The organism is Streptomyces diversicolor, from assembly GCF_057537855.1.
Genome location: NZ_BAAJXA010000004.1, coordinates 43,739 through 57,022 on the forward strand (window position 1 = coordinate 43,739; position 13,284 = coordinate 57,022).

The window sequence follows — 13,284 nt, forward strand, 5'->3', positions numbered from 1 at the left end:
TGAAAGCCACGGAAGCCACGCAAGTCAGCGCCGTGATGACCGAGGACGTGGTGACCGCCCGGCCGGGCACCCCGTTCAAGAAGGTCGCACGCCTGCTGGGCGAGCACCGCATCGGCGGGCTGCCGGTGATCGACGAGGACGACAGGGTCATCGGTGTGATCTCCGAGACCGATCTGATACGGCATCAGGTGCGCGCGCCGGGGCGGGAGCGGCGCCTCGACGCCTGGACGCGCCGGCTGTGGCGCGGTGCGCGCGAGAGCGCCGCCAGGAACCGGGCGCGCACCGCGGGCGGGCTGATGTCGGCACCCGCCGTGACGGTGCCCGCGCGGGCCACCGTCCACGAGGCGGCCCGGCTGATGACGCGGCGCGGTGTCGAGCGGCTCCCGTGGTCGACGAGGAGGACCCGCTCGTCGGCATCGTCACCCGCCGCGACCTGCTCCGGGTCTTCCTGCGGTCCGACGACGACCTGCGCCGTGCCGTGCGGCGCGAGGTGTCCGCCGACGCCCCGTGGCTCGCCCCGCACACCGTCGAGGCCGATGTGTACGACGGCGTGGTCACCCTCAGCGGGCAGGTGGAGCGGCGCAGCGACGCCGCGGCGGTGGTGGCCGTGGCCCGCCGCCTCGACGGGGTGGTCGACGTCGTCGACCGTCTCACCTACCGGCTCGACGACCGGCATGCCCGCCCCGCGGGACCGACCGTGCGCGGCACGGGCGACGACCGGCCGCACGGACCGTGACGGGCGCGAGGCAGGCGCCGCCGCGCGAAGGGGGCCGGTCGGCACTCGTCGGCGGGCCGTTTCCGTGGTGTGCTGGAGGTGACGGGAAGGAGCGTTGGCGACGCGGGGAAGCGGCTCGCGGCCGTGCACCGCGCAATCCGGATCCGCGAGAAGCGGGTGGCCCTTCCCGTCCCTTCATGCCGGCTCACCCGGCGATGTGCGCCGCGAACCGAGAACCACGAGGAGGAGGAGAGCATGGAGGGCAGCCCGCACCGGGTGGGTGACGTGATGACGCGCGCCGTCGTCGCCGTGGGACGCGAGGCCCGGTTCAAGGACATCGTGGAACGCATGGAGCAGTGGCAGATCAGTGCTCTTCCCGTGGTGGAGGGCGACGGCCGGGTGATCGGCGTGGTCTCCGAGGCGGATCTGCTGCCCAAGGAGGAGTTCCGGGACGACGACCCGGACCGGTGCACCCAGCAGAACCGCCTTCCCGACCTGGCCAAGGCCGGGGCGCTGACGGCCGAGCAGTTGATGAGCACGCCGGCCGTCACCGTCCGCGCCGACGCCACGCTCGCCGAGGCCGCACGCATCATGGCGCTGCGGCGGGTGAAACGGCTGCCCGTGGTGACCGCCGAGGGCCTGCTGGACGGCGTGGTCAGCCGCGGGGATCTGCTGAAGGTCTTTCTGCGTCCGGACAACGACCTCGCCGACGAGATACGGCGCGATGTCCTCGACCCGCTGTTCCCGGCGCCCGTCGAGCCCGTGCACATCACGGTCACCGACGGCGTCGCGACCCTGACCGGACGCGTCCCGGACGGCAGTCGGATTCCGCTGGCCGTCCGGCTCGTACGCGGCGTCGAGGGCGTGGTGAGAGTGGACTGCCGGCTCACCGCGCCCGACGCCTGAGCGCTCCGCTGGACACAGCCCCGCGCCCCTTCGTCTTCGGGGCGCTGTCGAACCGCAGCGGACTTCACTGGACCCGCTTGGTCCCCGCGCAGTTCCCGGCGTAGTTCCCGCCGGGCCGGCGGCACGCGGGGGTCGGGAGCGACACACCGGCGGCGCACGGGGGCGTCGGGCTCACACGGTGATCCGGCGTCCGGAGACGGTGAAGGGATGGATGCGCACCCACAGATTGCGGGAGCCGCCCGCCCAGGGCGCGCTGTACGCACGCCGCGTCAGCCGGCGCTGCTCCCGCGGGTCCGTCACCACCCGTGCGGTTCCGCGGGCGAGCACGCTCCAGCCCTGGCTGAACGCCTCGTCGATGTGGTCGACCTCGAAGCCCACCCGGCAGCCGTCGCCCAGCGCCGGTGTCGCGCCGCGCGCGGTGCGGAAGACGATCGCCTCGTCCACGACGCTGTAGTTGACCGGTACGATCACCGGCCCCGACGAGGTGGGAACCGCGATCTGCCCCACTCCGTGCGAGGCGAGCAGGGCCCGGCACTCCCCCGGGCGCAGTGTGGTGAACTCCGGGGACCGTCCGGCGCGTCCGGTACCGGCCGGCAGGTCGACGGTGCCGCCGCTCAGGTCGGTGACGGTGGTCTCCAGTGCCTCGGCCAGCCGCAGCAGCGCGCCCGTGCTGGGCGCCGCGCCGGGATGGTCCTCCAGGTGGCCGAGATAGCTGGTGGCCATGCCCGCGCGCGCGGCGGCCTCCCGCCGGCTCAGGCCGACCTGTATCCGCCGCGCGGTCAGGCGCCGGCCCAGATCGCCCAGCGGCTTCGCGGGCGCCGTGCCCGTGCCCGCAGTCGTCCGTTCGCTCATGGTCCCGCCAGCCCCTCGGGTCGGGCCGTGGGAACGGCGAGTTCGTGCTGCTCCCCGCCCAGCACCACCTTGAGCGCGCCCGTGTCGGCCGCCCGGGAGAAGACGTCGTACGCCTCCTCCATGTGGTCCAGCGGGAAGGTGTGGGTGACCAGCTCACCGGTCGGCAGCCGGCCGGCCGCGGCCATCCGCAGCAGCGTGGGCGTCGAGTAGGTGTCCACCAGCCCGGTCGTGATGGTCACGTTCTTGCTCCAGAGCTCTTCCAGGTGCAGCGTGGCCGGCCTGCCGTGCACCCCGGCGTTGGCCACATGCCCGCCGGGGCGGACCATGCGGGTGCACAGTTCGAAGCTGTCCGGCACGCCGACGGCCTCGATCACCACGTCGGCCCCGAGCCCGTCGGTGAGGTCGGCGACCAGTTGGGCGGGGTCCTCACGGCCGTCGGCGACCGCGTCGGCGCCGAACCGGCGTGCCGCCTCCAGCCGGGACGGGGCCAGGTCCACCGCGATGATCCGCTCCGGTGCGAACAGGCGTGCCGTGACGATCGCGGCGAGCCCGATGGGACCTGCGCCCACGACGGCCACGGTGTCGCCGGGACGTACGCGCCCGTTGAGCACGCCCACTTCGTAGGAGGTCGGGAAGATGTCCGCGAGCAGCACGGCGTCCTCGCTGCGGACGCCGCCCGGCAGCGCGTGCACGGACAGGTCGGCGTAGGGCACGCGCACGTACTCGGCCTGAGTGCCGTCGACGAGATGGCCGAGGATCCAGCCGCCGCCACCGAGGCACTGGCCGTAGCCGCCCTCCCGGCAGAACCGGCACCGGCCGCACGAGGTGATGCAGGAGACGAGCACCCGGTCTCCCGGCCGGACGGTGCGCACGTCGCTGCCGACCTCGACGATCTCGCCGACGGCCTCGTGGCCGAGCACCGTCCCGGAGTGCACCTCGGGCACGTCCCCCTTGAGGATGTGCAGGTCGGTCCCGCAGATCGTGACGGCACCGACCTGCACGATCGCGTCGGTCGGTTCCTTGATGTCCGGATCCGGGACGTCCTGCCAGGACGCCTGTCCGGGGCCGTGGAAGACGAAGCCTTTCATGACGCTCCTCACCTCTTCGGGGCCGGTCGCGGGGCCCGCATCCGGCGGACCCGGCCGAGGACGCTGTCGCGGACCCGGCACGGTGCCGGGGCCGCCCCGCAGTCTCAGCTTGTGCGGTGCGCGGGGGCCCGCGCTTGGGCCGACCGGCCCCGGCCCGCCGCCGGTCCGCCCATCGGCCGCCCCGCGCGGCCGCACGCCGGGACCCATGGCCCCCTCGCCGGCGCCGGAAGTGGGCCGTCCGTCTGCCGGCGGTGGCTCCATCGGCCCCTGGCAGCGGCGGCGCCGTCGGGCGCACCGTCGAGGCAGCACCGCGGCGAGACGACGGGCGACGGGGAGTGGGGTGTTCCGCGATGAGGGCGACACGGCGGCTGTGGCGGTGGCGGAGCAATCCGCTGCGGCGGCGCGAGGACGTCGTCGAGGCATGGATCGTCCTGGCCGTCTGGGTCGTGGTGGTGGTCGGCGGGGCGGTCGCCGGGGCGGTGAGTGCCCATGCCGCCGCGGACATGCTGGCGCGGCAGCGCGCCCACCGGCATCCTGTCCGGGCCGTCCTGCTCACCGACGCTCCCGCGGTGACCGCCTGGACGGCGAGCGGCCGGGTCCGGGACTCCGTGCGCTGGACCGCACCGGACGGCACCTCGCGTACCGGGTCGACGCTGGTCGAGGCGGGGCTGAAGAGCGGCGCCCGGGTGGTGGTCTGGCAGGACGACCGAGGCCGGCTGACCACGCAGCCGCCGGGCCGCGCCATGGCGGCCGTCGAAGCCGGTCTCTACGGCACCGCGGCCGCGTGCTTCGTGGCGGCACCGGCGCTGGGCGCGGGAGCCGTCGCGCGAGCACGGCTCGACCGGCGGCGCATGGCCCGTTGGGACCGGGAGTGGGAACTGATGGGACGCCCCCGAGGACCGAGAGCGGCCTGACCGCCCCGTCCGGCGAACTCCGCCACCCGGCGTGACCGGCCCGCCCCACGGGCACCACCGCCCGGCACCGACCCGCCCCGCCGGCTTCACCCACCCGGCCTGACCAGCCCTTCCCGCAGGAGCTGCCACCCGGCCCGACCGGCCCGACCGGCCCGCCCTGTCGGCTCCGCCACTCGGCCTGACCAGCCCGGCCCGCCAGCACTGCCACCCGGCCCGAACTGCCCGGCCCGCCGGCTTCAGCGGCCGGGCCTGACCGATCCGCCCCGTCGGCTCCGCCACCCTGCCCGAACGGCCCGACCCGGCCCGCGGACACTGCCACCCGGCCTGACCCGTCCGCCCCGCGGGCGCTGCCGCTCGGTCCGAATGGTCCCGTGGGCGGGCCGGGCGGCCCTTGGCTCGTCGGGCGGTGCCGGTCCACGCTGGAAGTGGCACATCCGCCCGCGAGTGACCCGAGGCGGTCAGCATGTACGGCGCTCCCCACATCGTCAGTGACGTCATGACCCACACGGTCGCCGCCATCGGCCCCCGGGCCCCGTTCAAGGAGATGGTGCGGCTGATGCGGGACTGGAAGGTCAGCGCACTGCCCGTGATCGAGGGCGAGGGCCGGGTGGTCGGTGTGGTCTCCGAGGCCGATCTGCTCCCCACGGAGGAACTGCGCGACGACCCGGACGTGGGCTACCTCCGGCTGCGCCGGCCCGCCGACCTGGCCAAGGCCGAGGCGGTCACCGCGGCCGAACTGATGACCTCGCCCCCGGTCACCGTCCGCGCCGACGCGACCCTGGCCGAGGCGGCGCGCATCATGGCGCGCGCCCGGGTCAAGCGGCTGCCCGTCGTCGACGACCTCCAGCTGCTGCAAGGCGTCGTCAGCCGGGCCGACCTGCTCAAGGTGTTCCTGCGCGAGGACGACGACATCGCCGAGGAGGTGCGCCGGGAGATCGTGTCGTACCTCTTCCCGCCGCCGTCGGCCGTCCGGGCCGAGGTGCGCGACGGAGTGGTCACACTGAGTGGCACGGTCCGCGACACCTCCCTGCTGCCCGTGGCCGCCCGCCTGGTGCGGGCCGTGGAGGGCGTGGTGGACGTGGAGTTCGACCTCGCACGGGAAGGCGCCGCGCCGCAACAGCAGCCGCGGTAGCCGCGCCGGGTGCCACCGGCGCTCCTTCGGACCGCCGCCGCTCCCCCGCGCACGGGCTCGGTCGGCGAAGGCGGGCTGGAGCGCGCTCGGTCGGTCAGGGCGTGCTGGACCTCGCCCGCCGCGCCGTCGTCGCCGTTCGGGCCGCGCGCGGGTGGGCGGCGGTCACGGAAAGTCCGGTACGACGGCCACGGGGCACAGGGCGTGGTGCAGCAGCGCGTGCGCGACCAGGCCCAGTTGCAGTCCTCCGTCACCGTTCCTGCGCCGTACGCCGAGGACCAGCAGATCCGCGGCGCGGGACCGGTGGAGCAACACCTGGCGCGCCGGTCCTTCGAGGACACGGCGGTGCACCCGCACCTGGGGGTACTCGCTCATGGGATGGCGCAGCACGTCGTCGACGAGCGCGGACGCCTGCTCCTCACAGTCCGCGGCCGTGACCGCAGGCTCCTCGTGTCCATGATCCCGGTCCCCCACGAGCAGGGGATGCCGGGCGGCCCGGTGCGCCGGGCAGAGCCAGGTGCGGACCACGTCGAGGGCGCAGTGATGTGCCGCGGCCTCGCACAGCGCGAAGCGCGCCGCCTCGCCGCTCGTCCCCGGCTCCCCGACCGCGAGCACGATCCGTCCGTGCGCACCTGCGACGCCCTCGGCCGTGCCGCGGACCACGATCACCGGCCCGTCCGCGTGGCCGGCCACGGCCAGTCCCACCGAGCCGAGCAGCAGGCCGGGTATCTCCCCCCGGCCCCGGCAACCGGTCACCACGGCGGTGGCGTTGTGGCCCTCGCTCAGCAGCGCGTACACCGGGTCCTCCGCCAGGACCACGGCTTCGACCCTGACCGCGGGGGCGCGGCGCAGGGCGCGCGCCGTTGCGGCCGTCACGATCCGGTCGGCGCCGGCCGGTGGGACGGGCCCCGGGTCGCCGGTCGAGGGCATGTCGCCCTCGTACTGCTCCCAGAGCGACGCGTGCACCAGCCGCAGGGGCAGATCCGCGTGCCGCACCGCCTCGTCGGCCGCCCAGTCCACCGCCTGCAGGCTGGAGTCCGATCCGTCGACGCCTACGACCAGGGGCAGACGCATCACCCTCACCGCCTCTCGTCGGGCCGCGCCCGGCGCGGTACTCCCCGCTCCTACGCTCGCACGTCCCCGGCCGTCTCCGCAGGCGGAGGGCGGCCCCACGCCGTCCGACCGGGCCCTGCCGAGCGGGCCCGTCCGGCCCCGCGCCGCTTCGGGCAGGGCCGCGGGCGCGGGCACGAGGCCCGGATGGTCCACTCGTCCCCGTGTCGGGTCCGGGCGGCCCCTCCCCCGCCTCGTACGCGGCTCGCACACTGGGGGCGGAAACATCCACGGAGAACTCCTCCTCCTGCCGGGCGCGGCGCGGGCGTGGTCCGGGCCGCAGCCGGCCCTCCCGGCTGAAGGGTGGCCGCCGTGACCGCACACTCCCCGGACACGCACGCCGTCACCGCGCTCGTCGCGGCGGCCACGGCGGCGCCGTCGCTGCACAACGCGCAGCCATGGAGGTTCCGCTTCCTGCGCGCCGACGGCGTCCTGCGCCTGTACGCCGACCTGCGGCGCGCCCTGCCGCGCACGGATCCGGACCAACGGGGTCTGCACGTGGGCTGCGGGGCGGCGCTGTTCAACCTGCGCGTGGCCGCCGCTGCCGCGAGACGGGCGCCGGCCGTGCGGCTGCTGCCCGACCCCGTCGACACCGAACTGCTGGCGGAGGTGGACCTGAACCGTGCCGCGCCCCGCGACGAGTCGCTGGCCCCGCTGGAGCCGGCCATCCGCCGCCGCCACTGCAGCAGGCTGCCCTTCCGGGCCGAGGAGATCCCGGCCCCGGTGGCGGAGCGGCTGTGTGACGCGGCCCGCGCGGAGGGCGCGCAACTGCTCTTCCCGAGCGCCTGGCACGTACGGTCCATCCTGGAGCTGGTGCGGGACGCCGAGGGCCGGGAGGCGCTGGACCCGGAGATGCGGGGCGAGACGACGCGCTGGGCCCGGACGGGGCCGCCGGACGGCGCGGAGACGGCCGACGGCATCCCCGCCGAGGCGTTCGGGCCCCGCCCACGGCAGTGGACGACGCCCGTACGCGACTTCGCCGACGGCCGCTCGGTGCCCGGACGCCGCTGGGCGACCTTCGAGGAGAACCCGCGGATCGCCCTCCTGGGCACGGCCGGCGACCGGCCCGCGGACTGGCTTCGCGCCGGGCAGGCACTGGAGCGCGTGCTGCTTCGGGCCACCACGGACGGGCTGGTCGCCTCGCTGACCTCCCAGCCGCTGGAATGGGAAGACCTCCGGTGGGTGGCCCGCGACCCCCTCTCGGCCATGGCCCATGTGCAGATGGTGCTCAGGCTCGGTTACGGACCCGAGGGCCGGCCGAGCCCACGCCGTCCGGTGACCGACGTGCTCACGGTGCTCTGAGCCGCACGGTGGTCTGAGCCGCAGGGTCGTCTGAACCGCACGGTCGTCTGGGCAGGGCCGCGTCGCCCCCACGCGGGCGTGGGAGCGCCCCGAAGGGGCGCGGGGAACCGCGCGACCAGCCACGACGGCGCCGCAGACGACCCACGGCATGGCGCGGCATGTCCAGCGGAGCGCTCAGCGTTGCGGCACGACCGCGACCGGACACTGCGCGTGGTGCAGCAGCGCGTGGTTCACCCGGCCGAGCTGGAGCCCGAAGAGGCCCGCTGTCCGGTGCCGCGCGCCGACGATCACGAGATCGGCGGCCGCGGACCGGTCCACCAGGACCTTGCCGGCCGGTCCCTCGGGCGCCGCACGCCGGGTGCGGACGCCCGGGTACTGTCCGGCCGCGTCCGCGAGCGGCGCGTCGAACGCGGCGACGACCCGTTCCTCGCCGGCGTGCGGGTCGTCCGGTCGAGGCCCGGGCCCGCGGGTCGTGTCGCGGGCGGAGCGCCACGCGTGGACGACGTCGAGGACGCAGCCGCGCGCCTCGGCCTCACGGAAGGCGAACCGCACCGCCTCGTGCGTCGTCTCGGCGCTTCCCAGACCGAGCAGGATCCGCTCGTGCGTCCCGGCGATGCCCGCGCGGTCGCCGCGGACCACGATCACGGGGCACGGGGCACGGGCCGCCACGGCCAGGCCGACCGACCCCAGCAGCATCCCCTTGAGCTGACCGCGGCCACGCGACCCTGCGACGAGCGCGAAGGCGCCGTCGGCGGCCCGGACGAGGGCGGCGGCGGCATCGTCGGGCAGGATGTCGGTGGTGACCTTGACCTCGGGGTTGCGCCGCTCGGCGCGTTCGGCCGCGGAGGCCACGAGGTGTTCGGCCAGCACCTGTTCGCCGGGGCGTCCCGGGCCGGCCGAGGGCATGGCGCCCTCGTAGCGTTCCCAGAGGGAGGCGTGGATCAGCCTGAGCGGAACGCCGTGCCGGTACGCCTCGTCCACCGCCCAGTCGACCGCGAGCAGGGACGAATCCGATCCGTCCACGCCCACCACCACGGGGAGTGTCATCGTCCCCACCGCCTTTCGGGAGCCGCCGGGTGCCGCGGCACGTGGCGCCGATTTCACCGTCGCACCCCGGACCTGAACGGCACGAGGGCCCTTCGGCCCCTTCCGGGGGCCTTCGGCCCCACGGGGTGCGGGAGCCGCGCGGTCCCGGTGTGGACCACCCGGCCCATGCCGTCGCGGGCGTGCCGGCCGAGCCTGGAGTGTGGGACGACGATTCCGAGCAGCCCGGGAGGTCGAGATGACCGGCCGTCGCTACGCCGTCAGTGATGTGATGACCCGCAAGGTCGTCGCCGTGAAGGCGAAGGCTTCCTTCAAGGACATCGTGCGGACCCTGCGCCAGTGGGGGGTGACGGCGCTGCCGGTGCTGGACGACGAGCGACGGGTCGTCGGTGTCGTCTCCGAGGCCGATCTGCTGCCGAAGGAAGAGGCCAGGGGCGGCGATCCGGCCCTTGGCGGGCGGGCGGCGGACGGTTCGGCCGCCGCCAAGGCGGCCGCGGTCACCGCGGACCGGCTGATGACCGCGCCCGCCGTCACGGTGGCCGGGAGCGCGACGCTGGCCCTGGCCGCCCGGATCATGGCCCGCAACGGGATCAAACGGCTGCCCGTCGTCGACGCCGCCGGCGTGCTCACGGGCATCGTCAGCCGGTCCGATCTGCTCAAGGTGTTCCTGCGGGACGACGAGGAGATCGCCGAGGAGGTGCGCCGTGACGTCGTGGGGCGGCTGTTCGTGACGCCGCCCGAATCGCTGCGGGTCGAGGTGCACGACGGTGTCGTGACGCTCTCCGGCCGGGTCCGGGACAGCACGCTCGTACCCGTGGTGGCCCGGCTGGTGCGCGGGGTCGAGGGGGTGGTGGACGTCGACTGCGCGCTGATGGGCCCGCTGCGCCGCCCGGACCTCGATCCCGACCTGCCGGACATCGCCGAATTCCCCCCGGTCTGATCCGAACCCGGCCGAGGACCGCACCACCGCGTCGGCCCCTGACCGACCGCCGGGCCAGGGTGTCACCCCGCGAGTCCGGCCTCTGAAGGGCCGCGTCCGGGCCGGCACGCGCGTACCCGCCGCGGCGAAGGGGACCTGCCCTCGCACGAACCCCTCAAGGGACCGCCCGACCGAGCGGAACGGGGCGGGACCCGAAGGTCACCGCCCCGTCGGCGCGGGGCCGGCCGGCCCGCCCGTCACGGTCGCGCGGGCGCGTCAGTGCGCGAGTCCGGAAGACCGCTGCGTCTCCTCCTCGGCCCTGCGCTGCAACGCCGTCGTCGTCTTCAGCGGCGCCTCCTTGACGAACAGCACCGCGATCAGCGCGAGTACCGCGAACGGGAGGGCCATCAGGAACAGATCACCCGTGGCCACGCCGTAGGCGTGCTCGACCACGCCCTTCATCGGCTCGGGCAGGGCCGTCATGTCCGGGACGGCGCCGTGACCGCCGGCCGCGGCGCCCTGGGCGGCTTCGGCGGGCAGGTCCCTGAGCCCCTTGGCGATCTCGTCGGCGACCCGGTTGGCCAGCAGGGCACCGAGGACGCTGGTGCCGACGGTGCCGCCGAGGCTGCGGAAGAAGGAGAGCGTGGAGGTGGCGGCGCCCAACTCGTGCGCGGCCACGTCGTTCTGCGCGGCCAGCACGAGGTTCTGCATCAGCATGCCGACCCCGATGCCCAGGACGGCCATGTAGAGGCTGAGCACTGCGAATCCGGTGTCGGAGTCCAGCAGGGACAGCAGGGCGAGGCCTGCGCTCATCACGACGCCGCCGGCGATCAGGAACGCCTTCCAGCGTCCGGTGCGGCTGATGATCTGTCCGGCCACGGTGGAGGAGACCAGCAGGCCACCGATCATGGGCAGGCTCATCAGGCCGGCGACCGTGGGCGACTTGCCGAGTGCGACCTGGAAGTACTGGGCGAGGAAGACCGACCCGGCGAACATGGCGAGACCGACGAAGAAGCTGGCCACGGTGGTGAGCGTGACGGTGCGGTTGCGGAAGACGGTGAGCGGGATCACCGGCTCGGCCGCCCGGGACTCCACGAAGACCGCTCCCGCCAGCAGCACCGCGCCGGTGACGGTCAGCGCGGCCGTCTGCCAGGACGCCCAGGCGAACTCGTTGCCGGCGAGCGAGGTCCAGATCAGCAGGGCGCAGACACCGGCGACGATGAGGAAGGCGCCCAGCCAGTCGATCCGCACCTCACGGCGCACGGTGGGCAGCCGCAGCGTCCGCTGCAGGATGACGATGGCGGCCAGCGCGAAGGGGATGCCGATGAAGAAGCACCAGCGCCAGCCCAGCCAGTCGGTGTCCACCAGTACGCCGCCCACCAGCGGGCCGGCGACGGTCCCGACGGCGAACACCGCGCCGAAGATGCCGCCGTAGCGGCCGAGGTCACGCGGCGGGATGATGGCGGCCATGACCACCTGGGCGAGCGCGGTGAGACCGCCCGCGCCGATGCCCTGGATGACACGGCTCACGATCAGCAGGCCGACGCCCTGGGAGAAGCCGGCCACCAGGGAGCCGACGACGAAGAGGCTCAGCGAGAGCTGGAGCAGCAGCTTCTGGTTGAACAGGTCGGAGAGCTTGCCCCACAGCGGCACGGTGGCCGTCATCGCGAGCAGTTCGGCGGTGACCACCCAGGTGTAGGAGGACTGGCTCGCTCCGAGGTCGGCGATGATCCGGGGCAGCGCGTTGGAGACGACGGTTCCGGCCAGAATGGCCACGAACATGCCGGCCATCAGTCCGGACATGGCCTGGAGTATCTGACGGGACTGCATCTGGACAGGGGGCGCCTCGGCGCTCACAGCACTCACGGGTGATCCTTCGAAGGACGGGAAGAAATCGGTTCAGGACTCGTCGAGGGGGCGGACGAACCCCGCGGCGAGCTGATCGAAGACCTGGTGGAAGACGTCGAGGAACGCGGTGTCGCCGTCGTGTTCGTACCAGTGCGTCATCGCGACGCGGATCGCGGCGGTACTGAGCGAGGCGAGCAGCGTGGCGTACAGCGCGGCCCGGGGGCCGGTCGTGCCCTGCGCGCCCAGCCGCAGCGTGAACGCCTCGGCGAGCGCCCGCTCCTCCTCCGCCTGCAGGGACAGCAGCCGGGAGGTGAGTTCCGGGGAGCGGGAGAGCACCAGGGCGACCAGCGACCACAGTTCGCGATCCAGCTCCATGCCGGCGATCTGTTCGGCCATGGCCTCCCGGAGCACGTCCAGCGCGGAGCGCTCGGCGGGGGCTTCGCGCACCGCCTGCCGGATCCGCTCCCCCACCTCGGGGTCGGCCATGACGAACGCGTCTTCACGGCACTTGAAGTAGTTGAAGAACGTCCGCGGTGAGACGCCCGCCCGCTCGCTGATCGCCTCGACCGTCACCTGCTGCACGCCGTTGTCGGCCGCGAGTCGTATCGCCGCCTCGAACAGGGCGTGCCGGGTCGCTCTCTTCTTCTGCTCACGCAGCCCGACGGGGCGCTCCCGCTTCTCCACATCTTGCACACTACTGAAAAAATGCAGAGACATGCAAAATGATGGGCCCACGGCGACGGCTCGGAGGGCGGGGCGCCGTGATGTGATGGCGTCGTGAGCCGCGCCGCCGAGGAGACCAACCGCCGCATGCTGCGGGCCCGGGACGCCATGGACCGCGCCTACGCGCAGCCGCTGGACGTCGCCGCGCTGGCGCGGATCGCCCATGTGTCCCCGGCGCATTTCGCCCGCACCTTCCGGGCGACGTTCGGCGAGACACCGCACCGCTACCTTCAGCGCCGTCGCGTCGAGCGTGCGATGTTCCTGCTGCGGTTGGAGAAGCCGGGGCCGCCGGCCCTGTCCGAGGAGACGGCCCAGCAGGTCCGCGCGCTGCTGACCAAGGGCGCGGCGGGCGGCCATCTCATCTTCAGCACGGACGACTGCCGCAAGACGTACGAGACGCTGCTGGGCCGGGGCGTGGAGTTCACCGAGGAGCCCACCGAGCGCCCGTACGGCATCGACTGCGGACTGCGCGACCCCTTCGGCAACAGCATCCGTTTCACTCAGCCCAAGTCCTGAGACCTCGCGCCGGGAGGCGGCCGTCACCCGCACGGGAGCGCACCGCCTCCAAGGTTGCCGCCGGGGTGGGTGCTTCATCTGGCGGTCGGCACATCTTCATTCAAGTCGGGCACCGTGTACGCGGCGGCATCGCCTCCGTGGTGCCGTCCATCGCCATGTGGGCCAGTGGACGGCTTGCTCATTCGACATCCGGGCCGGGGCTGCGCACGGGCGGCGGC

At 74.2% G+C, this 13,284-nt stretch carries 12 protein-coding genes and 1 pseudogene; 7 read left to right on the plus strand and 6 right to left on the minus strand.

Annotation, left to right across the window (positions count from 1 at the left end):
* Positions 1-35 precede the first annotated feature (35 nt).
* A pseudogene (locus AC27LF_RS05630) lies at positions 36-736 on the plus strand (CBS domain-containing protein).
* Between the two features lie 234 nt (positions 737-970).
* The gene (locus tag AC27LF_RS05635; protein WP_479662600.1) at positions 971-1,621 is read left to right on the plus strand and encodes a CBS domain-containing protein; all 651 of its coding nucleotides are present in this window, start codon (positions 971-973) and stop codon (positions 1,619-1,621) included.
* A 171-nt stretch (positions 1,622-1,792) separates the two neighbouring features.
* On the opposite strand, the gene AC27LF_RS05640 is transcribed toward AC27LF_RS05635, so the two are convergent.
* Together AC27LF_RS05640 and AC27LF_RS05645 are read right to left on the minus strand one after the other, a co-directional pair.
* Positions 1,793-2,473, minus strand: a complete 681-nt coding sequence (locus AC27LF_RS05640) for a helix-turn-helix domain-containing protein (RefSeq protein ID WP_479662599.1) — start codon at positions 2,471-2,473, stop codon at positions 1,793-1,795.
* Positions 2,470-3,561 (minus strand): zinc-dependent alcohol dehydrogenase family protein, encoded by a 1,092-nt coding sequence (locus AC27LF_RS05645; RefSeq protein ID WP_479662598.1) that lies wholly within the window; start codon positions 3,559-3,561, stop codon positions 2,470-2,472. Before AC27LF_RS05645 ends, AC27LF_RS05640 begins: the two co-directional genes overlap by 4 nt.
* Positions 3,562-3,911: 350 nt before the next feature.
* Here AC27LF_RS05645 and AC27LF_RS05650 point away from each other — a divergent pair, with 350 nt between their 5' ends.
* Both AC27LF_RS05650 and AC27LF_RS05655 read left to right on the plus strand, forming a co-directional pair.
* On the plus strand, positions 3,912-4,475 hold the full coding sequence (locus AC27LF_RS05650; protein WP_479662597.1) for an Rv1733c family protein: 564 nt from the start codon (positions 3,912-3,914) through the stop codon (positions 4,473-4,475).
* Positions 4,476-4,938: 463 nt separating this feature from the next.
* The gene (locus AC27LF_RS05655) at positions 4,939-5,607 is read left to right on the plus strand and encodes a CBS domain-containing protein (RefSeq protein WP_479662596.1); all 669 of its coding nucleotides are present in this window, start codon (positions 4,939-4,941) and stop codon (positions 5,605-5,607) included.
* Positions 5,608-5,769: 162 nt separating this feature from the next.
* Here AC27LF_RS05655 and AC27LF_RS05660 read toward each other — a convergent pair whose 3' ends face one another.
* The gene (locus AC27LF_RS05660; RefSeq protein WP_479662595.1) at positions 5,770-6,678 is read right to left on the minus strand and encodes a universal stress protein; all 909 of its coding nucleotides are present in this window, start codon (positions 6,676-6,678) and stop codon (positions 5,770-5,772) included.
* A gap of 348 nt (positions 6,679-7,026) precedes the next feature.
* Between AC27LF_RS05660 and AC27LF_RS05665 the strand changes: the two genes are divergently transcribed.
* A complete protein-coding gene (locus AC27LF_RS05665; RefSeq protein WP_479662594.1) occupies positions 7,027-8,016 on the plus strand; it encodes an Acg family FMN-binding oxidoreductase in 990 nt (329 codons plus the stop codon).
* Between the two features lie 174 nt (positions 8,017-8,190).
* On the opposite strand, the gene AC27LF_RS05670 is transcribed toward AC27LF_RS05665, so the two are convergent.
* Positions 8,191-9,063: a universal stress protein gene (locus AC27LF_RS05670; RefSeq protein ID WP_479662593.1), complete on the minus strand. Its 873-nt coding sequence runs from the start codon at positions 9,061-9,063 to the stop codon at positions 8,191-8,193.
* A gap of 235 nt (positions 9,064-9,298) precedes the next feature.
* Here AC27LF_RS05670 and AC27LF_RS05675 point away from each other — a divergent pair, with 235 nt between their 5' ends.
* Positions 9,299-10,000, plus strand: a complete 702-nt coding sequence (locus AC27LF_RS05675) for a CBS domain-containing protein (RefSeq protein WP_479662592.1) — start codon at positions 9,299-9,301, stop codon at positions 9,998-10,000.
* Between the two features lie 255 nt (positions 10,001-10,255).
* Here AC27LF_RS05675 and AC27LF_RS05680 read toward each other — a convergent pair whose 3' ends face one another.
* Positions 10,256-11,809 (minus strand): MDR family MFS transporter, encoded by a 1,554-nt coding sequence (locus tag AC27LF_RS05680; protein ID WP_479662646.1) that lies wholly within the window; start codon positions 11,807-11,809, stop codon positions 10,256-10,258.
* Positions 11,810-11,878: 69 nt separating this feature from the next.
* Positions 11,879-12,511 (minus strand): TetR/AcrR family transcriptional regulator, encoded by a 633-nt coding sequence (locus tag AC27LF_RS05685; RefSeq protein ID WP_479662591.1) that lies wholly within the window; start codon positions 12,509-12,511, stop codon positions 11,879-11,881.
* 93 nt (positions 12,512-12,604) lie between these two features.
* On the opposite strand from AC27LF_RS05685, the gene AC27LF_RS05690 reads away from it, so the two are divergent.
* Positions 12,605-13,066, plus strand: coding sequence for a helix-turn-helix domain-containing protein (locus AC27LF_RS05690; RefSeq protein WP_479662590.1), 462 nt, complete (start codon positions 12,605-12,607; stop codon positions 13,064-13,066).
* The last annotated feature ends 218 nt before the right edge of the window (positions 13,067-13,284 follow it).

Excerpts from the sequence above, each read along its gene's own strand:
- AC27LF_RS05655 (WP_479662596.1), top strand. The coding sequence starts at position 4,939 with ATGTACGGCGCTCCCCACATCGTCAGTGACGTCATGACCCACACGGTC.
- AC27LF_RS05645 (WP_479662598.1), bottom strand. The coding sequence starts at position 3,561 with ATGAAAGGCTTCGTCTTCCACGGCCCCGGACAGGCGTCCTGGCAGGAC.
- AC27LF_RS05670 (WP_479662593.1), bottom strand. The coding sequence starts at position 9,063 with ATGACACTCCCCGTGGTGGTGGGCGTGGACGGATCGGATTCGTCCCTG.
- AC27LF_RS05660 (WP_479662595.1), bottom strand. The coding sequence starts at position 6,678 with ATGCGTCTGCCCCTGGTCGTAGGCGTCGACGGATCGGACTCCAGCCTG.
- AC27LF_RS05635 (WP_479662600.1), top strand. The coding sequence starts at position 971 with ATGGAGGGCAGCCCGCACCGGGTGGGTGACGTGATGACGCGCGCCGTC.
- AC27LF_RS05640 (WP_479662599.1), bottom strand. The coding sequence starts at position 2,473 with ATGAGCGAACGGACGACTGCGGGCACGGGCACGGCGCCCGCGAAGCCG.
- AC27LF_RS05680 (WP_479662646.1), bottom strand. The coding sequence starts at position 11,809 with ATGCAGTCCCGTCAGATACTCCAGGCCATGTCCGGACTGATGGCCGGC.
- AC27LF_RS05675 (WP_479662592.1), top strand. The coding sequence starts at position 9,299 with ATGACCGGCCGTCGCTACGCCGTCAGTGATGTGATGACCCGCAAGGTC.
- AC27LF_RS05650 (WP_479662597.1), top strand. The coding sequence starts at position 3,912 with ATGAGGGCGACACGGCGGCTGTGGCGGTGGCGGAGCAATCCGCTGCGG.